The following is a 21054-nucleotide window of genomic DNA, read 5'->3' as shown; positions in this document are numbered from 1 at the left end:
AACACCGGCCGCAGCCACCCGCTGGATTGCCGCGCCTCCAGCGCTTCGGCTTCGTCATCATCATCGGCGTGCTGGTCCTGGTCGCGGCCTATGTTTCGGTCCTCATCAACCAGCGCCAGCAATCGCTGACCGCCGTCGCGCGCTACAACGTCACCTGGCTGGTGAGCCAGGGCGTGATCGAGGTGGCGCGCCTGCAGGCGGCCATCGCCACCTACCGGGCCCAAGCGGACGAGGAGGCCGAGGAGGCCGTCCAGCTCTGGCTCGACATCGTCGCCAGCCGCGCCCAGCTCCTCGGCGGCGGCGAGGTGGCGCATTTCATCCGCGAGGACCCGGAGCGCGTGGCGACCGTCGCCCAGCTCCAGCGCACCCTCGCCGCCGCCCAGCCGCTGGTCGCCCGGCTCGGCGAGCCAGGCGTCGCGGACCGCATGCTGGACTCCTTTGCCGAGCTCAGCCCCCGCCTCACCCGGCTGGTTTCCGCGGCCTATACTCATGGCAACGACCTTGTTTCCGGCGATGTCCAGCAGCTCGGCAACCTGTACTGGACCTTTATCGGCGTCCTGGTCGCCCTGCTGCTCTGCTGCGGCGGGCTGATCGGCACGCTGGCGATGCACAACCGGCTGATCCGCAACGCCCATGCCGAAGTGCAGGCGCTGGTCCAGGACCTGACGCGCACCGGCCGCCAGCTCGCCATCGCCAAGGAGCAGACGCAGGAGGCGATGGCCGAGGTGCAGCAGCAATACCGCGCGCTGCGCCTGCGCGATGCCGAGCTGCACCTGCAGAACGACCGCTTCGACGCGGCGCTGAACAACATGTCGCAGGCGCTCTGCATGGCCGATGCGGACCATCGGCTGATCGTCTGCAACCGCCGCTTCCTCGAGCTGTTCGGCCTGGCCGAGGCGGATGCCGCGGCGGGCACCGGGCTCGACCTGCTGATGCGGTCGGTCCGCAGCGCCGGGCGCATCGACCCGGCGCTGCTCGCCGCGCTCGGCGAGGCCCAGTCCGCGCTGGTGGCCGAGGGCCAGGCCGGTACGTTTTGGCGCGAAGGGGCGGACGGCCGCGCCATCGCCGTCTCCCACCGGCCGATGGCGGATGGCGGCTGGCTCGCCACCTACGAGGACATCACCGAGCGCCGCCGCGTCGAGGCGCGCATCAGCTACATGGCGCATCACGACGAGCTGACCGACCTGCCCAACCGGCTGCTGTTCCGCGAGCGGATGGAGGCGGCCCTGGCCGGGGGGCGCAGCCGCGGGCAGGAGTTGGCCCTGCTGTTCCTCGACCTCGACCACTTCAAGGACGTCAACGACACGCTCGGGCACCCGCTCGGCGATGCGCTGCTGCGCGACGTGGCGAGGCGGTTGCGCAGCTGCATCCGCGAGGGCGACCTGGTGGCGAGGCTCGGCGGCGACGAATTCGCCATCCTCCAGGCGCCCGGACGCTCCGCCGAGGAGGCTGCCGACCTCGCCCAGCGCGTGGTGGACGTGATCTGCGCGCCCTATGAGCTGCTCGGCTACCGTGCCCAGGTGGGTGCCAGCATCGGCATCGCGCTGGCCGAGCATGTCACGGGCGATGCCGCGACGGCCGCCAACCAGATGCTGAAGCACGCCGACCTTGCCCTCTACCGCGCCAAGGCCGCCGGGCGCCGCACCTGGCGCTTCTTCGAGGCGAGCATGGCCGCCGAGCTGGAGGCACGGCTGGCGATCGAGGCCGACCTGCGCGAGGCCCTGCCGGGCAACCAGCTCGAGGTGATGTACCAGCCGATCTTCGCCCTCCAGACCAACCGCCTCTCCGGCTTCGAGGCGCTGCTGCGCTGGCGCCACCCGGTCCGTGGCATGGTGTCGCCCGGCGTGTTCATCCCGCTCATGGAGGAGACCGGGCTGATCGAAGCGGTGGGCCGCTGGGTGCTGGAGCAGGCGACGCGCGAGGCCGCCACCTGGCCAGCGCCGCTCAAGGTCGCCGTGAACCTTTCACCGCTGCAGTTCCGCGCCGCCGACATCGCCACCAGCATGCTGCATGTCCTCGGCCAGTCCGGCCTTGCGCCGGGACGGCTGGAGCTGGAGATCACCGAATCGGCCCTGCTGCAATCGGATGGCGGCGTGGCCGAGGTGCTGCAGGCCTTCCGCAGCACCGGCATCCGCACCTCGCTCGACGATTTCGGCACGCGCTATTCCTCGCTGAGCTATCTGCTCAGCTTCCCCTTCGACAAGATCAAGATCGACCAGTCCTTCGTGCGCGACATGGCGACGCGGGCGGAAAGCGTCGCCATCGTCACCTCCGTCGCCCATCTGGCGAACCAGCTCGGCATGGCGACGACGGCCGAGGGTGTGGAAACGGCCGAGCAGCTCCGCCGGGTGCGCGAGGCCGGCTGCACCGAGGCGCAGGGCTATTTCTTCGGCCCGCCCGAATCGGCCACCGAGCTGCGCCGCTGGTTTGACGAGCCGAGCCGCTCCGACCGCATTCTCCAGGCCGTGCTGTAAGCCTGGTCCTGCGATCGACGCCTTGGGCGTTTCACGCCTGGGACGATCGCAGGCCGCTTCGGTTGGCCCTGGCGCCCGCGGCTGGCAGATAGGAGCCATGCCGCATCATATCCCTCTCATCACGACGCTTGCCGCAGCACTCGGGGCTGCCCTGCTGCTCGGGGTGCTGGCGCGCAAGCTGCGCCTGCCGCCGCTTGCCGGCTACCTGCTGGCTGGCATCCTGATCGGGCCGCATACGCCGGGCTTCGTCGGCGACCTGGCGTTGGCCGGGGAGCTCTCCGAGATCGGCATCATCCTTCTGATGTTCGGCGTCGGCCTGCATTTCTCCCCAAGGGAACTGGCCGAGGCCCGAGGCGTCGCGGTGCCGGGGGCGCTGGTGGGCATGAGCGTCGCCACGCTGCTCGGCTGGGGGCTGGCGCGGCTCTGGGGCTGGACGGACGGGCAGGGGCTGGTCTTCGGCATCTGCCTCTCCGTCGCCAGCACGGTGGTGCTGCTGCGCGCCCTGCAGGAGCGCGGCAGCATCGGGAGCCGGGCCGGGCAGGTCGCGGTCGGCTGGCTGGTGGTCGAGGACCTGGCAATGGTCGTCGCCCTGGTGCTGGTGCCGGTCGGCGCCGCGCTGATCGACGGCCGCGTGCCAGCGGGGATGCTGACCGGCATGGGCGTCGGGCCGCAGGCGATCCTGCTCTCGCTGCTCGTCACCCTCGGCAAGGTCGCGGTCTTCGTCGCGCTGATGCTGGTGGTCGGCAGCCGGGTGATGCCCTGGGTGCTCTCGCTGGTGGGCGGGCTGCGCTCGCGCGAGCTGTTCTCGCTCGCCGCGCTGGTCGCGGCGCTCGGCGTCGCCTACATCGCCTATGTCGCCTTCGGCGTATCCTTCGCGCTGGGCGCCTTCCTTTCCGGCCTGGTGCTCGGCCAGTCGCCGCTCAGCCAGAAGGCGGCGGAGCAGACCCTGCCGCTGCGCGATGCCTTCGCCGTGCTGTTCTTCGTCTCGGTCGGCATGCTGTTCGACCCGGGGATCCTGGTGGAGCAGCCCTTCGCCGTCATCGCCGCGACGCTGGTGGTGATGCTGGGCAAGTCCGTCGCAGCCTGGGTCATCGCCCGGCTGCGGGGGATGAGCGAGGCGGAGGCGCTGATGATCGCCGCCTCGCTCTCGCAGATCGGCGAATTCAGCTTCATCCTCGCCGGGCTCGGCGTGGCGGAGCGGGTGATGCCGGCGATCGGGCGGGACTTGGTGCTGGCGGTCGCGCTGCTGACCATCGCGCTGAACCCGGCCGTCTTCTGGCTGGCGGACCAGGCGGCCGCACGCGTTACGTTGGTCCGAGGAGGTCGGTGACGGTTCCGTCCTGGGCGATGCGTCCTGCGTCGAGGCGGATGACGCGGGTGCACCACTCGCGGACGATGTTCATGTCGTGGGAGGCGAGGACCAGGATCTCGGCCTTGGTGATGAGGTCCTCGAGCTTGGCCCGCGCGCGCTGCATGAAGTCGGCGTCGCCGGCGAGGAACCACTCGTCCATCAGCAGCACCTCGGGGTCCATTACGGTGGCCATGGCGAAGGACAGCCGGACCGACATCCCGGCCGAGTAGGTGCGCACCGGCACGTCGAGAAACTCGGCGAGGCCCGAGAAGGCGCCGACCTCCTCGGCCAGGGCCGTGCTTTCCGCCTCGCCCAGGCCGCGGAACAGGCCGCGGAGCACGATGTTCTCCCGCCCCGTCGCATGCGGGTCCATCCCCGCCGCCGGGTCGATCAGCGCGCCGATGCTGCCCGCCACCTCGAGCCGGCCGCCGACCGGCTCGTAGACCCCGGCCAGCGTCCTGAGCAGGGTGGTCTTGCCGGCGCCGTTGTGGCCGATGAGCGCCACCCGCTCGCCGGGGCCGATGCGGAAGCTCAGCTCGCGCAGCGCCGAGACCACGACGCGGCTGGCCTCGTCCTGGCGCAGCCGGAGCGGCGAGTTGGCGAGGATGCGCTTCTTCAGCGAGCGCGCACCCAGGTGGTAGAGCGGGAACTCGATGGTCACCGCCTCGGCATGGATGTGGGGCATGCTCAGACCCAGAAGGCGATGCGGCCGCGGAAGCGGATAAAGAAGCCGAGCGCGAGCGCGGCCATGGCGGCGGTGAAGAGGCAGGCCGCGGCCCAGACGCCGGGCGAGGCGCCGCCCTCGACCAGCGGCCCGCGCACCGTCTCCATCACGACGTAGAAGGGGTTGAGCACCAGCCAGTCCGCCTTGCCGGGCCCGAGCAGCTCGGGCTTCCACAGCACCGGCGACAGGAAGAAGGCGAGCTGCATGACGCTGCCGACGATCGGGGGGATGTCGCGGAAGCGGGCACACAGCATGCCGAGGAAGAGGGCGAGCGCGCAGGCGTTGACGCCGAGCAGCACGAGCCCCGGCAGCGCCCAGAGCGCCTCCCAGCCCGGCCAAACGCCAGTGAAGAGGAAGACGGCGAGGATGATGGGCAGGCTGTGGGCGGCGATGACGGCGTTGCGCCAGACGCAGCGGAGGATGTGGACGGTATAGGGCAGCGGCAGCTGCCGGATGATGCCCTCGGCGCTGGTCAGGCTGGTGCAGGCATCGGTGACGATGGTGCTGATGGTGTTCCAGGTGATCAGGCTGACGGCAATGAAGGGCAGGTAGTCCGCCAGGCTCATCTTGAACAGCGAGGAGTAGAGCAGCCCGAGCCCCACCACCATGAAGGCGTTCGACAGCGTCAGCCAGAACGGCCCCAGCACCGAGCCGCGGTAGCGGTTGCGGATGTCGAGCGAGGCCAGCGCCATCGACAAACGCCACCGCCGAACCCCCGTCGCAATGTCCCCCAGCGCCGTCGCACGGCGCCGCGGAACACGAGCATCAAAAAGATAAAGCGCCTTGGGCCGCGCCCCGGGCATGGCAGTTCCATCCGGCATGGCCGGGCCTATAGACCGGAATTCCGCCCCGCCGCCAGGGTGGCGCAACTTTGAGTCGCAATCCGTAACAGGCAAGTGTAGGACTGCGCACAGTATTGCGATGCCAAAGCAGCCTTGCCGGCAGACCGGACGACCGTGTAGGGCTAGTGCTTCAGGACGTAGAACGTCCGCCAGGTCTTCGGGGCAAGCCTGGGACTCCAAGCCGTGGGGACGGCCGGGGGTCCATGGGGGGCAGGCTTCGGAACCCGGTGGTCCCAGACCCGGTGGAGCGAATGGGGATGCCCGAAGGGAACAGGACATCGCGTGACGGCATGGCCGGCGGGACAGGGCGCGTTGCGCGCCTGGCACAGCCGGCGATGGCGCTCTCGGTGTTGGCCATGCTGGCGGCCTGCGGCCAGCAACAAGCGACCCGGCCGAGCACCGGCCACCATGTTGCCGTCACGCATGGCAGTTACAACCGCCCGGCCAGCTACAACCCGCCGGGTCCGCCCGGCGACCCGTGGGGGCCGTATATCCGCCAGGCCGCCCGCCGGTTCGACGTGCCGGAGCGCTGGATCCGCGAGGTGATGCGCCAAGAATCCGGCGGCCGCAGCTCCGCCACCAGCCCGGTCGGCGCCATGGGGCTGATGCAGGTCATGCCCGGCACCTACCGCGAACTCCAGGCGCGCTACGGCCTCGGCGACGACCCCTACCACCCCTATGACAGCGTCATGGCGGGCGCGGCCTATATCCGGGAGATGTACGACCTTTACGGCTCGCCCGCCTTCCTCGCCGCCTACAATGCGGGGCCGCGGCGGCTCGAGGACTATCTCTGGAACAGCCGGGGCCTGCCGGCCGAGACGCGCAACTACGTCGCCCGCATCGGCCCCAACATCGTCGCCCACCATCCGAGCCGCCGCGCGGCGCCGGAGATCTATGCCGCGGCCGAGATTCCGCTGAGCATCCCGGCTGGCCCCCGCCGCATGGACCAGGCGACGATGATCGCACTGCGCGAGCAGCGTCAGGCGGTCGATCCCGGCGTCCAGGTGGCCCAGCTTCCGGCTGGCCCGGTTGTGCGGATGGAGCCGATCCCGGATGGCAGCACCTATGCGGCGCCCGCCGCCCCGCCGGTGCAACTCGCCTCGCTCGACACCAGCTCGGTCGTCCGCATGGACCCGATCCCGGACGGCTCGACCGCCGAAGGCGCGCAGCGGCTGATGGCGTCGGAAGCCCGCGCTGCCGAGTCGCTGGCCGCCCCGCCGGCACCGCCCGCCGCGCGGCGCGACCCGGGCTTCGCCGCGCCGGTGGCACGCGCCCAGGCCAGCGCATCTGCGGCGCCGCGCCCCTCCGTGCTCGCCTCGGCCAATACCGCCTCCGCCTCGCGCCCGGCAGCGCGCGGCTTCGCGCTCCAGCCCGGCCCGGCCCCGTCGCAGCCGGCGCTGCTGCAGGGCTTTGGCGGGATGGTGTCGACAGCCCATGCCAGCAGCCTGCCCGTCTCGCTCCGCCCCGGCGCCGCCCGCGCGGCCACGACAGGGGCCTGGGCCGTCCAGGTGGGCGCCTTCGCCAGCGAGAACCTGGCCCGCAGCGCCGCCAACGCGGCCCGCGAGGCCGGTGGTGGCCAGGCCCAGGTGCAGCCCGTCGCCGCCGGCCGGGGCAAGCTCTACCGCGCCCGCGTCACCGGCTTGTCGCAGGGCTCCGCCCAGTCGGTCTGCGAGCGGCTGCGGCGCAGCGGCGCCTGCATGGTCCTGTCCCCCGACGCCCAAAGCTGATCGCGCCGGGGACCCCGCCTGCCTCCCGGTGGTTGCGCGCAACCACCAGCCAGGAGCATGGTCCGCAGTCACCGGACCGCGGATCATGCTCTGGCCTCCCGTTTGGTCGCGCGATTCACGCCTCCGGCGATCACGCTCTAGTGCCGGAGCCGCCATGCCAAGCCTCGATCCAGAAACCCTGCACCGCTTCGCCCCCAACCTCCCGTTCGGCCTCCCTCCGGGAGGCGACCCGGACGAGGAGGATGAGGAGGACGATTTCGACGAAGACGAAGACGAAGATGAGGACGAGTTCGACGAGGACGAAGACGAGGAATTCGACGAGGACGAGGACGAGGACGAGGATGAAGAGGATGGCGAGGAGGAGACCTGACCTCTCCCTCTTGCCCTGATAGCCCGTCTCCCCCAGGCTGCGGCCCGTTCAAGGACCAAAAGGGGGAAGATCCAGGGATGTCTGCCGCTGCCGCGCCAACGGGGCTTTCGGGCTTCGCTTCCCTCGACCCCCTGGTGCGGCCCCGCTCCGTCGCGGTGATCGGTGCCTCCGACGAGCCGGCCCGCATCGGCGGCCGCCCCATCGCCTACATGAAGGAACGCGGCTTCGCCGGCCCGATCTGGCCGGTGAACCCGAAGCGTCCGACCGTCCAGGGCCTGCCCGCCTTCGCCTCCATCGCCGAGCTCCCCGCAGCGCCCGACGTCGCCATCATCGCCGTGCCCTCGGCCTTGGCCATCCAGGCGCTCGACGAACTCGGCGCCAAGGGCTGCCGCGCCGTCATCTGCTTCACCGCCGGCTTCGCCGAGATGGACGAGAAGGGCGCCGCCGCCCAGGTGCAGATGACCGAGGTCGCCCGCCGCCACGGCATCCGCCTGCTCGGTCCCAACTGCCTCGGCGTCTTCAACGACGCGATCCGCTTCTACGGCACCTTCACCGCGAGCTTCGAGAAGGGCTGGCCGATCCCCGGGCGCATCGGCATCGCCTCGCAATCCGGCGCCTACGGCACGCACATCTTCTCGGCGGCGCTCGACCGCGGCATCGGCACCCAGGTCTGCATCACCACGGGCAACGAGGCCGAGGTCGCGCTCGGCGACGTGCTCGGCTGGATGGCCCAGGCGCCGGAGGTGGACGTCATCTGCGCCTATGCCGAGGGCATCCGCGAGCGCGAAAGCTTCCTCGCCGCCCTCGACCTGGCGCGCCGCAACCGCAAGCCGATCGTGATGATGAAGGTCGGCCGCAGCCAGCTTGGCGGCGCTGCGGCGCAGTCCCACACCGCCTCCATCGCCGGCGACGACGCGGTGACGCAGGCGGTGCTCGACGAGTTCGGCGTGGTGCGGGCGCGGACGACGGAGGAGATGCTCGACATCGCCTATGCCGCCACGCGCCGCATCTACCCGGCCAAGAACACCCTCGGCGTGCTGACCGTCTCCGGCGGCGCCGGCGTGCTGATCTCGGATGCCGCCGAGGCCACCGGCCTCCCCATGCCGCCCATGCCGGAGGCGGCGCAGGCCAAGCTTCGGGCGCTGATTCCCTTCTGCGCCCCACGCAACCCGGTTGACTGCACCGCGCAGGTGACGAACGACCTGAAGCTCATCTCCACCTTCGCGGAGAGCGTCGCCGTCGATGGAGGCTACAGCTCCATCCTTTCCTTCTGGTCGCAGACGGCGGCCGGCCGCAGCCTCGGACCCAAGCTGCACCAGGAGATGCGCGCCGTCCGCGAGGCGCATCCCGACCGGCTCTGGGTGATGTCCATGCTCGCGCCCAACAAGGTCCGCGACTACGAGGCCGATGGCTGGCTGTGCTTCGAGGACCCGTCGCGCGCCGTCGTCGCCATCGAGGCGATGGGCCGCTTCGGCGCCGCCTTCGCCCGCGCCGAGGACCCCCGCACCGACATCCCGCTGCCGGACGTCGAGCTGCCGGCGATGACCCCGAGCGAGGCGGTGGCGAAGTCGCTGCTCGCCGGTGCCGGCATCCCCGCCGTGCCCGAGCACGCCGCCCCCGACAGCGAGGCCGCCGTCGCCGCGGCCGAGTCCATCGGCTATCCGGTGGTGCTGAAGATCCTGAGCCCCGACATCATCCACAAGAGCGAGATGGGCGGCGTGCTGCTCGACATCGCCGATGCGGCCCAGGTGCGCCAGGGCTTCGCCACCCTGCTCGACCGCGCTCGCCATCATGCGCCCGCGGCGCGCATCGAGGGCGTGCTCGTCGCCAAGCAGATCAAGGGCGCGGTGGAGATGGCGCTCGGCGTCTTCCGCGACCCGGTCTTTGGCCCGGTGGCGATGGTGGGCTTGGGCGGCATCTTCATCGAGGTGCTGAAGGACGTCGCCTTCCGCCGCTGCCCCTTCGACACCGCGGAGGCGGATCGGATGATCCGCTCGCTGCGCGGCTTCCCCCTGCTGGATGGCGCGCGCGGCCGGCCGAAGGCGGATGTGGCGGCGCTCGCCAAGGCGCTCTCGGCGCTGTCCGCCTTCGCCGTCGCCGCCGGGCCGCGGCTCGGGGGGGTGGATGTGAACCCGATGCTGGTGCTGCCGGCAGGGCAGGGCTGCTACGCCGCCGATGCGGTCATCGAGCTTCAAGGGGGGAGCCACTGACATGCCGATCAACCACGACCAGCTGATGAACTACCCCGTGCCGGAGGTCCGCCAGACCCTCCGCTGGCAGGATGTGGCGCTCTACAACTTCTCCATCGGCCTCGGCCAGGACCCGATGGACGAGCAGCAGCTCGACTTCGTCTACGAGCCGCGGCTGAAGGTGATGCCCTCGATGCCTGTGGTGCTCGCCTCGCCCGGCTTCTGGGCGCGCAACCCGGATACCGGCATCGTCTGGCAGCAGATCCTCCATGGCGAACAGGGCCTCATCCTGCACAAGCCGCTGCCGACCGAGGGGGAGCTGATCGGCCGCACCCGCATCACCGGCCTCGTCGATCGCGGCGAGGGCAAGGGCGCGCTGATGTATTCCGAGCGCGAGATCCTCGACGCCAAGACTGGCGAGCTGCTCGCCACCTCCACCTCGACCAGCTTCATGCGCGGCAATGGCGGCTTCGGTGGTCCCACCGGCCCGGTGAAGCAGCCGCACCCGGAGCCGGAGCGCGCACCCGACATCACCCTCGACCTGGCGACGCGGCCGGAGCAGGCGCTGGTCTATCGCCTCAATGCCGACCTCAACCCCCTGCACATCGACCCCGAGGTGGCGAAGGGCGCCGGCTTCCCCCGTCCGATCCTCCACGGGCTCTGCACCTTCGGCACCGTCTGCCATGCCCTGCTGAAGTCGCTCTGCGACTATGACACCACGCGCTTCGGCTCGATGGACCTGCGCTTCTCCTCGCCCGTCTTCCCCGGCGAGACCATCCGCACGGAGATCTGGCAGGAGGAAGGCGGCGCCGCCTTCCGCGCCCGCGTCGTCGAGCGCGACAAGCAGGTGATCAGCAACGGGCGTTTCCGCCACGCCGGCTGACATGGCCTGGTCGCCCGGGACCTGGACACTCGGCCCCATCACCGTCTTCGACACCGAGACCACCGGGGCCGGCGCGGGCGACCGCGTCGTCTCCCTCGGTGCCGTGCGGCTCGACGCGGCGCTGGAGCCGGAAGCGACGCTGCACCTGGCCTTCTCCCCCGGCATCCCCTGCCATTGGGGCGCCATTCGGGTGCATGGCATGTCGGATGCCTTCCTCGCCTGCCATCCGCCCTTCGAGGCGCATGCCGACGAGGTCGCGACCTTCTTCAATGGCCATGCCGCGGCGGCGCACAACTTCGCCTTCGACCGGCGGATGCTGGGCGGCGAGTTCGCCCGCCTCGGCCTCGACCCGCCCTGGGGCACCGGCCTCTGCACCATGCAGGCCTGGCGCCGCGCCTATCCCGGCGAGCGGGTCGGCCTCGCCCGCGCCGCCGCCGCCTGCGGCTTCGAGCGCGAGACGGCGCTGCACGGCGCGCTGGAGGATGCCTGGCTCGCCGTCCAGTTGCTCCGCCACCTGCACGGCCTGCCGTCGGTGCCGATGCGGCTTCACGGCATCACCAACGGCCCGGCGCATTCCCTCGCCGAAGCCTGAGGCCGGTGCCCTTCCGCGGCTTCGCTGCGGAAGGCGGGACGATGCCCCGGTAAGGAGGCCGACCTTCCGGGGCCCCCGCGGCGCCGCGCAGCGGTGTCGTGGGAGAGAGAATCGATAGCACGCTAAGGGGCTGGACCGGCGGCCCCGGTGGCGGTACTGCAATGCACCCCCGGGAGGGACAAGGATGATCAACAAGATCGTGCAGTCGGTGGCCGATGCTCTGGCCGGCGTGAAGGATGGCTCCACCGTGCTGATCGGTGGCTTCGGCAGCGTCGGCCAGCCCGACGTGCTGATCGAGGGGCTGATCGAGCAGGGCGCCCGCGACCTCACCATCGTGCTGAACAATGCCGGCTCCGGCCGCATCGGCGTCGCCAAGCTGATGGACCAGGGCCAGGTCCGCAAGATCGTCTGCTCCTTCCCGCGCAGCAAAGACCCGGTCGTCTTCGAAACCCTCTACCGCGAGGGCAAGATCGAGCTGGAGCTGGTGCCCCAGGGCACGCTGGCCGAGCGCATCCGCGCCGCCGGCGCCGGCATCCCCGCCTTCTTCACCGCGACGGCAGCCGGCACCCTGCTCGCCCGCGGCAAGGAGAGCCGCGAGTTCGACGGCAAGACCTACATCATGGAGCGCGCCCTCAAGGCCGATGTGGCGCTGGTCGAGGCCTGGGAGGCCGACCGCTGGGGCAACCTCGTCTACCGAGGCTCGGGCGGCAACTTCAACCCGATCATGGCCATGGCCGCCGAGCTGACCATCGCCCAGGCGCAGCACATCCGCGAACTCGGCGAGCTGCATCCGCATATGATCGGCACGCCCGGCGTCTATGTGAACCGCGTGGTCCAGGTGGACCGCGGCGGCGACTGGCTGAAGCCCGAGCAGAACTGAGGAGGAGCCGTCATGCCCTTCAACCGCGACCAGATGGCCGCCCGCCTCGCCGATGACGTGCCGGAAGGCTGGTGCGTCAACCTCGGCATCGGCATGCCGACCATGGTGGCCAACTACGTGCCCCCGACGCGGGAGGTGATCTTCCAGTCGGAGAACGGCGTCATCGGCATGGGCCCGGCGCCGAAGGAAGGCCAGGAGGATCCCTGGCTGATCAATGCCGGCAAGCAGCTCATCACCTTGGCAAAGGGCGCCAGCTTCGTCGGTCATGCCGACAGCTTCGCCATGATCCGCGGCGGGCATATCGACCTTTGCGTCCTCGGCGGCTTCGAGGTGGCGGAGAACGGCGACCTCGCCAACTGGGCGACCAGCGAGAACGACACGGCCCCCGCCGTCGGCGGTGCCATGGACCTCGCCGCCGGGGCGAAGCGCCTCTGGGTCATCATGGAGCACACGACGAAGGACGGCCGGCCGAAGATCGTCGAGCGCTGCGGCTACCCGCTGACCGGCCTCGCCTGCGTCAACCGCGTCTACACCAACCTCGCCGTGCTCGACGTCGTGGAAGGCAAGGGCTTCGTCGTCCGCGACCTAGCGCCGGGCGTCACGCTGGAGGAGGTGCAGGCCAAGACCGGCGCCACGCTGCACACCCAATGAGCGCCGCGCTCAGCGGGGAGGACCGCGCCGAATCCATCCGCATGATCCGGGACAGCGCCGCCGCGGTGGCGCCCACGGGCGGTGACATGAAGCGGGTGCGCGACCTCCGCTTCCAGACCCCCGGCTTCGACCCGGCCGTGCTGCGCCAGATGGGCGAGATGGGCTGGATCGGCCTCCGCCTGCCGGAAGCGGCCGGCGGCGCCGGCCTCGGCCTCGGCGAGGCCTGCGCGCTCGCCGAGGAGCTGGGCGGCGCCCTGGTGCCGGAGCCGCTGATCCCGGCGATGCTCTCGGCCTCGCTGCTCGCCGCCGTCGGCGCCGGCCCGCTCGAGCGCGTGGTCTCCGGCGAAGCGCTGGTGCTGACCGCCTGGCAGGAGCGTCCCGACACGCTGGAGGTGCCCGGCAGCCCCGACGCCCCCCGCCGCTTCCTCCCCATGGCTGCCGGTGCCGCCGTCTTCCTGCTGCCGGTTCGCGAGGGCGGCCGCATCGCCCTCTACGAGCAGCAGGCCGGCGCCGGCCTCGCCACCGAGCAGACCCAGGATGGCGGCCATCTCGGCACGCTGGAGCCCAACCTTGGCTCGGCCACCCGCATCGCCGACGACATCGGCGAGGCGCTGTCGCTCGCCCTCGACGAGGCCGCGCTGCTGACCAGCGCCTACCTCCTCGGCGGCATGGACCGCGCCTTCGCCATGACGCTCGACTACCTGAAGACGCGCCAGCAATTCGGCAAGATCATCGGCACCTTCCAGGCCCTGCAGCACAAGGCCGCCGATGTGCGGATGCAGATCGCGCTGACGCGGGCCAGCATCGAAGCCGCGGCCGCGACGCTCGATGCCGGCGCCACGGGTGATGCGCGCCGCGCGGTCATCTCCCGCGCCAAGGCCCGCGCCGCCTCTTCGTCCATGCTGGTGACGCGCGAATGCATCCAGCTGCATGGCGGCATCGGCTACACCGACCAGTACGATGTCGGCCTCTACCTGCGGAAGGCGATGGTGATGGCCAACCTCTACGGCAGCGCCGCGCTGCATCGCCGCCGCTTCATGGCCACGAGCCCGGAGATCGAGGAATGAGCGAGACCATCGCCCGCATCGTCTCCGAGCGCGAGGGCGGCGTCCTCATCCTGACGCTCGACCAGCCCGCCCGCCGCAACGCCCTCGCCATGCCGCTCCGCGTGCAGATGATCGATGCGCTCCGCGCCGCCCAGGGCGACAAGGCCACGCGCGCCATCGTCGTCACCGGCGCCGGTGGGCATTTCTGCTCCGGCGGCGACATCTCCGGGATGGACGTGAACTCGGCCATGGAAGGCCGCGAGCGCATGCGCCTCTCGCATGAGCTGATCCGGCTGATGGTCCTCGGCAGCGTCCCCGTCGTCGCCGCCATCGAAGGCTACTGCGTCGGCGCCGGCCTCTCCATCGCCTGCGCCTCCGACACCGTGGTGGCCGCCGAGGATGCCCGCCTCGCCGCCGGCTTCGGCAAGATCGGTCTGATGGCCGATCTCGGCCTGCCCCACACCCTGCCGCTCCGCGTCGGCCAGGGGAAGGCCCGGCAGATCCTGCTCTACCACAACCAGATGACGGCGACGGAGGCCGAGCGCATCGGCCTCGTCGACCATGTCGTCCCCAAGGGCCATGCCCTGGCGACCGCCATGGAGAAGGCCCGCTTCCTCGCCGAGCAGGCCCCCGCGCCGATGGCATTGACCAAGCAGATGCTCGGCGAGGGCCTCGACCGCGCGCTGGAACAGGAGCGCCACTTCCAGTCGACGCTCTTCCTCACCAAGGATTTCGCCGAAGGCCGCGCTGCCTTCCTCGGCAAGCGCACGCCCGCCTTCAAGGGAGACTGAGCCGATGGACGCCATCCGCATCCCCGCCCCGGCCGAGCTCGACGCGCTCGACGACGAGCATTTCCGCCAGGTGGTTCGCGCCTTCCTGCACGAGAACTACCCCGACGACCTGCGCAACCCGCCGAAGCGCCTGCACTGGGACGAGAACCGCCCCTGGTACATGAAGCTCGCCGAGCGCGGCTGGCTCTGCCCGGGCTGGCCGAAGGAGCATGGCGGCCTCGGCCTCTCGCCCGCGAAGCAGATCATCCTCACCGAGGAATACGAGCGCTACGGCGTGGCGCGGACCAACGACCACGGCATCGTCATGCTCGGCCCGCTCGTCATCAAGTACGGGACGGAGGAGCAGAAGCAGCGCTTCCTGCCGAAGATCCTGACCGGCGAGCATATCTGGTGCCAGGGCTATTCCGAGCCCAATGCCGGCTCCGACCTCGCGGCGCTGCGCACCGAGGCGGTGCTCGACGGCGACGAGTATGTGGTCAACGGCCAGAAGATCTGGACCACGCTGGCGACCGACGCCAACTGGATCTTCCTCCTCGTCCGCACCGACCGCCAGGCGAAGAAGCAGGAGGGCATCTCCTTCCTCCTCGTCGACATGAAGACGCCCGGCATCACCGTCCGGCCGATCATCAACCTCGAGATGCATGACGAGTTCTGCGAGGTCTTCTTCGACAATGTCCGCGTGCCGAAGGAGAACCTGGTCGGCCAGCTCAACAAGGGCTGGGACATGGCGAAGGCGTTGCTCGGCTTCGAGCGCATCTTCCTCGGCTCGCCGCGCCAGTCCGGCTACGCCCTCTCGCGCCTCAAGCTCCTCGCCGAGCGCATGGGCATCTGGGAAGATGCCGAGTTCCAGGACCGCTATGCCCGCCTCCGCCTGGAGTTCGAAGACCTGAAGGCGCTTTACGGCACCTTCGTCGAGAAGCTGAAGCGCGGCGAAAGCCTCGGCCCCGACGTCTCCATGCTGAAGATCCTGCAGACCGAGCTGTTCCAGGCGATCACCGACACCATGCTCGAGATCGGTGGCGAGAATGCCGGCCTGCTGGAGCCGATGGAGGGCAACCGCGACCTCAACATCGGCGGCCTGTTCATCCAGGCCCGGCCGGCCACGATCTACGGCGGCTCGAACGAGATCCAGCGGAACATCCTGTCGAAGAACGTGCTCGGCCTGCCCGGCTGAACGCGTCCCCCTCTTCCCCGCGGCGTTGCTGCGGGAAAGAGAAGGGAAGCCGCCATGCCCGCTCGCCCCGCCGCCATCGCCTTCGACGTTATCGAGACCCTCTTCCCGATCGAGCCGCTCGGCGCCGGGTTGGAGGCGATGGGCCTGCCGCGCGCCCTGCTGCAGGGCTGGTTCGCCGCCAGCCTGCGCGACAGCTTCTCGCTCGCCGCCATCGGCGCCTTCCAGCCGCTGCGGGCGGTGATGGAGGCCAATCTTGATGACCTGCTCGCCCGGCACGGCCGCAGCGCTCCGGCGGCGAAGAAGGCGGCGGTGCTCGACGGCATGGGCAGCCTGCCGCCGCATGGCGACGCAGCCGAAGCCGTGACGCGCCTCGCCGATGCCGGGCTGACCCTGGTCGCGCTCAGCAATGGCGGGGCGGAGGCGACGGAGGCGCTGCTCAGCGGCGCCGGGCTGCGGGACCGGTTCAGCCAGGTCGTCACCACCGCCGAGATCGGCCTCAGCAAGCCGCGGCGCGAGGTCTATCTCGGCGCGGCCGAACGCGCCGGCACTGATCCGGCGCGGCTGATGCTGGTTGCGACCCATCCCTGGGACACGAACGGTGCCAAGGCAGCCGGGCTGATGGCCGGTTTCGTCGCCCGTGGGCGGCCCTATCCCTCCATCCTGACGCCGCCCGACCTCCAGGCGGAGTCGCTGGCCGGGATCGCAGGGTCCATCATCGCCCTGCCAGGCTGAGCCCCGGCACCGGCGGTGGCAGGCCTCCGCACGAGTTCAGGATGACGGTGCCGCCTCTCTCGCGGAAGCCGCGTCCGGGCCGGCCGCGGCCTCCCGCCGGGCTTGCCAGCGCTCGAGCGAGGCCCGGAAGCGGCCGCGCCCCGCCTCGGCACGCGCCTTTGCCAATTCCTCCATGAAGAACTGGCGCTGCACCGCGTCCATGGCCCGCAGCATTTCCTGCTGCCGCGCCGGCAACTCGTCCAGCGGCTTGCGATGCCCGGCGACCGAAAGCGCCAGGTCTCGCAGCAGCGCCTGCATCGGCTCCGTCACGCCAACCATGTCCGGTGCCTCTCACATGCCAAAGGGATAGGTCTCCGCCGCCCCGGCTTCCGATGCCAGAGACAGCGGCTGCACGGCGCTTGTTTCCTCGAACCAGAGGAAGCCGTCGAACTGGTCCGGCAGCACCGCCTGGAAGTAGTGGCTGCGCCGCTCCGTCTCCGGACGGTAGATCACGCCGATCGCCCGTTCCAGCCGCGGCTCGCGCAGCGCCTCGCGCAGGCGGGGCTGGCGCAGGTCGAGCAGCGCCCGCGGCGGCAGCCCGGCCTCGCGCATTCGAGCCTCGTGGCTTCCGGAGAGGGCGGGGCGCACCGGCTTCACCCGCATCGGCCCGCCCCAGTCATCGGCCGCGGCGACGGTGCCGCGATCCGTGCCGAAGCCGATCAGCGCCGCTTCCGCGCCAAAGGCGGTGCGGCAAAGCTCGCCGATGTTGAACTCGCCCTGCCAGCCCATCTCGGTCGCGGCGGCGTTGCCGATATGGCTGTTATGCGCCCAGACCACGGCCTTCGCCCCCGGCCCGCCATGGTCGAGCAGCACGCGGAGCGTCTCGAACATGTGCCGGTCGCGCAGGTTCCAGCTCTCGGTGCCGCTGCGGTACATCAGCCGGTAGTATTGCTCGGCGGCGCGCACGACGTGGGCATTCTGCTGCGCATCGAACAGCGCCTCGGGGTCGTCCCGGCCGAGCCGTTCCTCGAGCAGCGCGTTGAGCTGGGCGAGGACAGCCGGCTCGCAGGGGTCGCGGTCGCTGAAGAGGATCGCCCGGCCGTAATCCTCGGGCTCGGCCTGCCAGGGGCTGAGGCAGCCATAGCGCCGCCGTGCCGCCCGTGCCGCCTCCGGGTCGTGCAGGTCGAGATAGGCCAGCACCGCCTCGATGGAGCCGCCGAGCGAGTAGATGTCGAGGCCGCGGAAGGCCACGCGCGCCTCCGGTGCCAGCCCGGTGTTGTGGCGGCGGAGCCAGGCGGCGAAGTCCCGGACCTCCGCATTGCGCCACATCCAGCTGGGGAAGCGGGCGAAGGCCGGCCCGTCCGCCGGCGGGGCCGGCAGGTCCCGCACCCAGCGGTCGAGCTGTGCCGCATCGGGCCAGTCGGCCTCGACGGCGACAATGGTGAAGCCGTGCCGCTCGACCAGGCGGCGGGTGATGGCGGCGCGAGCGCGGTAGAACTCGCTGCTGCCATGCGTCGCCTCGCCGAGCAGCACCACGCGCGCTGCGGCGAAGCCGTCGATGCAGGCGCCGAAGCCGGCATCCTCGAGCGGCGGCAGGGGCGCCGCCGCCGCGCGCAGGGCTTCGGCATCCAGCATCAAGGTTTCTGGTTGCTCCGGCCGCTGGCGCCGCCGGTCACGCCGCCCGCGCCACCAACCCCGCCGCCGCCCATGGCGCCGTCATTGGTGGCGTTCGGGTCATAGTCGGTCGGCCCGCCCTCGGCGAAGCCCGGCACCCGGGCCTTCACCTTCTCGTCCGCCGGCTTAACCGGCTCGTCCGGCATCAGCCTGTCCTGGTCCTGCGCCATGGTCTGTCCTCCGATCCCTATTAAGCGGATGGAACAGGCGAAGGCCCCGCCCGGTTCGGGGCGAGGGGCGCAACATGCGGCCGGTTACTGCACCTCGCGCCAGGCGCCCTTCAGGTCGCCGAGGAAGCGGGCGTATTCGCGCTCCTTGCTCTCCGGGTCCGGCAGCCGCAGCAGGTAGGAGGGGTGGACAGTCGGGAAGACCGGCACCCCATCCTCGCTCCGCACCACCTCGCCGCGCACCTTGGTGATGGCGAGCGGCTTGCCGGTCAGCGCGCGCAGCGCCGTGGCGCCGAGCGAGACCACCAGCCGCGGCCCGACGATCTCGATCTCCCGCCGGAGGAAGGGCCGGTAATGCGCGATGTCGCCCGCATCCGGCGACTGGTGCAGCCGCCGCCGGCCCGTCGGCTTGAATTTGAAGTGCTTCACCGCGTTTGTGACATAGGCCTCGGCGCGGGGGATGCCCGCCTCCTCCAGCGCCCGGTTGAACATCCGCCCGGCCGGCCCGACAAAGGGCTTCCCGGCAATGTCCTCCTCGTCACCCGGCTGCTCGCCGACGAAAAGTAGCGCGGCGCCGATGGGCCCCTCGCCGAAGACGGCCTGGGTGGCATGCTCGGCGAGCGGCCCCCGGTCGGCCAGCACCTCGGCGCGTAGGGCGGCGAGGGCGGCGGTGGGGTCCTGGGTGGCGAAAAGATCGGCTGGCATGGGCGCCTCAACGTCCGCCGCGAGGACCCGTTGCCGCCGCGGTGCGGCCGGGGTCGCCCCGCGCGCCACCATCTCCGCCACGCGGCGCGTCGCCTCGGCCATCAGCCGCGGGATGTCCTGCGCTTCGGGCAGGTTGCGCCAGTACTTCACCGGCATCTCCGCCCGCATGGCGGCGGGCTTCAGCCGCGCGGGGTTGAAGATGCTGGCGAAATAGGCCCGCCACAACTCCTCCTTCGCATCTTCGGCCGGCGCGTCGGCCCGCCTGCCGCCGGCGCCCATCCGCAGGTCCTCGCCGTCCCAATGGGCACTTGCCTCGGGCGTCAGGATGGACCAGCGCATGCCCGCGAAGCGGCGGACGAAGAACCCTGCCTCCGCCTCCAGGATGTGGTGGTCCGGTTCGAACCAGGCGACGTAGCGCCCCTCCGGCGCCTCGCGGAAGCGGACGAAAGCATGCATCTTGTGCGCGTCCCGCCGCACCGCCTTGGCCATCCCTTGCGCGCGAATCACCTCCGGGTCGGTCGCCACCTCCAGCAGCCCGTGCTCGCCATGGGTGATGCGCCAGAGCAGCCGGTAGAGCAGGGCGAAGCGCTCCTGGTCCCGGTGGCGGATGACCACCTCTGCCAGCTCGGGGAAGGCCCGCGGCACGCTGATCGTTGCCCGCCGTGGCTCCGGCACCGCCTCATGGGCGAACAGCCCCGCTGCCTCGCCGGCGAGGTGCCAGGCGACGCGCTCCGGCGCCACCTCGGCCGCCAGCAGCCGCCGCGCCGCCTCCCGCCAGGCGGGGAAGTCGGCGGGGCCGGGGAGGGCTATGCCGATCACAGCAGTGCCATCTGCACCGGCTTGGCGAAGCCGGTGCGGGGCGCGACCAGCGCCCGCAAATCGAGCCGGTCCGTCACCCGCGGCCGGTGATCCGCGGTGACGAGGAAGGGCAGGAGCTTCGCCAGCGGCAGCCGCAGCCGCGCCAGGTCCTCGCTACGGATCGCCCGGTGCCGCCGCGCCGTCAGCAGCCTGTCCACCGTTTTCGCGCCGAGCCCGGGCACGCGCAGCAGCCGCTCCCGCGGCGCCCGGTTCACGTCCACAGGGAAGTCGCCCCGGTGGCGCAGCGCCCAGGCCAGCTTCGGGTCGATGCCGAGGTCGAGCATCCCGCCCTCGCCGCCGGCCATGATCTCGTCGAGCGAGAAGCCGTAGAAGCGCAGCAGCCAATCCGCCTGGTAGAGCCGGTGCTCCCTGACCAGCGGCGGCGGCTGCGGCGGCAGCATGCGCGACGCATCGGGGATCGGCGAATAGGCGGAGAAATAGACCCGCTTGAGCCCATAGCTGCCATAGAGATTGGCCGTCGTCCCGAGCACCGCCCGGTCGTCCGAGGCATCGGCGCCGATGATCATCTGCGTGCTCTGCCCGGCTGGGGCGAAGCGCGGCGCCGCCGCCCGCCGCTCCGTCTTGCGTGCTTCCTTCGCCTCCTCGATCCGCAGCCGCATCCGACCCATCGCGCGGCGGATTTCGGACAAATCCTTCTCCGGGGCGAGGGCCTTCAGCGCCCCCTCCTGCGGCAGCTCGATGTTGATGGAGAGCCGGTCGGCATGCCGCCCCGCCTCGGCCAGCAGTTCGGGCGAGGCGTCGGGGATGGTCTTCAGGTGGATGTAGCCGCGGAAGCCATGCTCCTCGCGCAGGATGCGCGCGACATCGACCAGCCGCTCCATCGTGTAGTCGGGCGAGCGGATGATGCCGGAGGAAAGGAACAGCCCCTCGATATAGTTGCGCCGGTAGAAGTCGAGCGTGAGATCCACCAGCTCCCGCACCGTGAAGCGGGCGCGCGGCACGTTGCTCGTGGCGCGGTTGATGCAATAGGCACAGTCATAGATGCAGGCATTGGTCAGCAGCACCTTGAGCAGGGAGATGCAGCGCCCGTCCGGCGCATAGGCATGGCAGATGCCCATGCCCTCCGTGCTGCCGATGCCGCCGGGCTTCCCGTCCCCTGGGCGGCTGTCCCGCTTCTCGGTCCCCGAGGAGGCGCAGGAGGCGTCGTATTTCGCCGCATCGGCGAGGATCTCAAGCTTCTGCCGCAACTCCATGAACAGACCTCCTGTTCCTTATGTGTTCTTT

At 70.9% G+C, this 21054-nt stretch carries 20 protein-coding genes; 13 read left to right on the top strand and 7 right to left on the bottom strand.

Translation table 11 applies throughout. The features are described from left to right. Window positions 1–26 precede the first annotated feature (26 nt). Both LH62_RS04595 and LH62_RS04590 read left to right on the top strand, forming a co-directional pair. The gene (locus LH62_RS04595; protein ID WP_052213705.1) at window positions 27–2474 is read left to right on the top strand and encodes a bifunctional diguanylate cyclase/phosphodiesterase; all 2448 of its coding nucleotides are present in this window, start codon (window positions 27–29) and stop codon (window positions 2472–2474) included. Between the two features lie 97 nt (window positions 2475–2571). Continuing rightward, window positions 2572–3804, top strand: coding sequence for a cation:proton antiporter (locus LH62_RS04590; protein WP_052213704.1), 1233 nt, complete (start codon window positions 2572–2574; stop codon window positions 3802–3804). Here LH62_RS04590 and LH62_RS04585 read toward each other — a convergent pair. Both LH62_RS04585 and LH62_RS04580 read right to left on the bottom strand, forming a co-directional pair. Next, window positions 3779–4510: an ABC transporter ATP-binding protein gene (locus LH62_RS04585; protein ID WP_043358395.1), complete on the bottom strand. Its 732-nt coding sequence runs from the start codon at window positions 4508–4510 to the stop codon at window positions 3779–3781. The two genes, LH62_RS04590 and LH62_RS04585, sit on opposite strands and share 26 nt — an antisense overlap. Window positions 4511–4512: 2 nt before the next feature. Then, a complete protein-coding gene (locus LH62_RS04580; protein WP_236552469.1) occupies window positions 4513–5241 on the bottom strand; it encodes an ABC transporter permease in 729 nt (242 codons plus the stop codon). A 407-nt stretch (window positions 5242–5648) separates the two neighbouring features. Between LH62_RS04580 and LH62_RS04575 the strand changes: the two genes are divergently transcribed. The 11 genes from LH62_RS04575 to LH62_RS04525 all read left to right on the top strand — a co-directional run bounded on the left by LH62_RS04575 (window position 5649) and on the right by LH62_RS04525 (window position 16426). Beyond that, window positions 5649–7118, top strand: coding sequence for a lytic transglycosylase domain-containing protein (locus tag LH62_RS04575; protein ID WP_144404375.1), 1470 nt, complete (start codon window positions 5649–5651; stop codon window positions 7116–7118). Window positions 7119–7272: 154 nt separating this feature from the next. Beyond that, window positions 7273–7488 carry a hypothetical protein gene (locus tag LH62_RS04570; RefSeq protein WP_043359570.1) on the top strand — a complete coding sequence of 72 codons (216 nt, stop codon included), beginning with the start codon at window positions 7273–7275 and terminating at the stop codon, window positions 7486–7488. Between the two features lie 77 nt (window positions 7489–7565). Then, complete coding sequence (locus LH62_RS04565) at window positions 7566–9698, top strand: acetate--CoA ligase family protein (RefSeq protein ID WP_043359568.1); 2133 nt, start codon at window positions 7566–7568, stop codon at window positions 9696–9698. Window position 9699: 1 nt separating this feature from the next. After that, on the top strand, window positions 9700–10560 hold the full coding sequence (locus tag LH62_RS04560; RefSeq protein ID WP_043359566.1) for a MaoC family dehydratase: 861 nt from the start codon (window positions 9700–9702) through the stop codon (window positions 10558–10560). Between the two features lies 1 nt (window position 10561). Next, a complete protein-coding gene (locus tag LH62_RS28035) occupies window positions 10562–11152 on the top strand; it encodes a 3'-5' exonuclease (protein WP_052213702.1) in 591 nt (196 codons plus the stop codon). Window positions 11153–11336: 184 nt separating this feature from the next. Next, window positions 11337–12032, top strand: coding sequence for a 3-oxoacid CoA-transferase subunit A (locus LH62_RS04550; protein ID WP_043359564.1), 696 nt, complete (start codon window positions 11337–11339; stop codon window positions 12030–12032). A 12-nt stretch (window positions 12033–12044) separates the two neighbouring features. Then, entirely contained in the window at window positions 12045–12683 is a 639-nt protein-coding gene (locus LH62_RS04545) for a 3-oxoacid CoA-transferase subunit B (protein WP_043359562.1), read from the top strand. Continuing rightward, a complete protein-coding gene (locus LH62_RS04540; protein ID WP_043359559.1) occupies window positions 12680–13750 on the top strand; it encodes an acyl-CoA dehydrogenase family protein in 1071 nt (356 codons plus the stop codon). Before LH62_RS04545 ends, LH62_RS04540 begins: the two co-directional genes overlap by 4 nt. Then, window positions 13747–14520 carry an enoyl-CoA hydratase/isomerase family protein gene (locus LH62_RS04535; RefSeq protein ID WP_052213701.1) on the top strand — a complete coding sequence of 258 codons (774 nt, stop codon included), beginning with the start codon at window positions 13747–13749 and terminating at the stop codon, window positions 14518–14520. Before LH62_RS04540 ends, LH62_RS04535 begins: the two co-directional genes overlap by 4 nt. 4 nt (window positions 14521–14524) lie before the next feature. Further along, window positions 14525–15694 carry an acyl-CoA dehydrogenase family protein gene (locus LH62_RS04530; protein ID WP_043359558.1) on the top strand — a complete coding sequence of 390 codons (1170 nt, stop codon included), beginning with the start codon at window positions 14525–14527 and terminating at the stop codon, window positions 15692–15694. A 54-nt stretch (window positions 15695–15748) separates the two neighbouring features. Then, complete coding sequence (locus LH62_RS04525) at window positions 15749–16426, top strand: haloacid dehalogenase type II (protein ID WP_043359556.1); 678 nt, start codon at window positions 15749–15751, stop codon at window positions 16424–16426. A 36-nt stretch (window positions 16427–16462) separates the two neighbouring features. Here LH62_RS04525 and LH62_RS04520 read toward each other — a convergent pair whose 3' ends face one another. The 5 genes from LH62_RS04520 to LH62_RS04500 form a co-directional block, all read right to left on the bottom strand. Next, window positions 16463–16723: a hypothetical protein gene (locus LH62_RS04520; protein WP_144404374.1), complete on the bottom strand. Its 261-nt coding sequence runs from the start codon at window positions 16721–16723 to the stop codon at window positions 16463–16465. A gap of 33 nt (window positions 16724–16756) precedes the next feature. Beyond that, window positions 16757–18040 carry an erythromycin esterase family protein gene (locus LH62_RS04515; RefSeq protein ID WP_043359554.1) on the bottom strand — a complete coding sequence of 428 codons (1284 nt, stop codon included), beginning with the start codon at window positions 18038–18040 and terminating at the stop codon, window positions 16757–16759. After that, on the bottom strand, window positions 18040–18249 hold the full coding sequence (locus LH62_RS04510; protein WP_043359552.1) for a hypothetical protein: 210 nt from the start codon (window positions 18247–18249) through the stop codon (window positions 18040–18042). The genes LH62_RS04515 and LH62_RS04510 overlap by 1 nt, the downstream gene beginning before the upstream one ends. Window positions 18250–18333: 84 nt before the next feature. Continuing rightward, window positions 18334–19770 (bottom strand): UdgX family uracil-DNA binding protein, encoded by a 1437-nt coding sequence (locus tag LH62_RS04505; protein WP_043359551.1) that lies wholly within the window; start codon window positions 19768–19770, stop codon window positions 18334–18336. Further along, a complete protein-coding gene (locus LH62_RS04500) occupies window positions 19767–21023 on the bottom strand; it encodes a putative DNA modification/repair radical SAM protein (RefSeq protein WP_043359550.1) in 1257 nt (418 codons plus the stop codon). The genes LH62_RS04505 and LH62_RS04500 overlap by 4 nt, the downstream gene beginning before the upstream one ends. Window positions 21024–21054: the final 31 nt, after the last annotated feature.

Origin of the sequence: Belnapia sp. F-4-1 (assembly GCF_000802185.1) — a bacterium.
Lineage (GTDB): Bacteria > Pseudomonadota > Alphaproteobacteria > Acetobacterales > Acetobacteraceae > Belnapia.
This window is presented reverse-complemented; position numbering and strand designations above follow the sequence as displayed.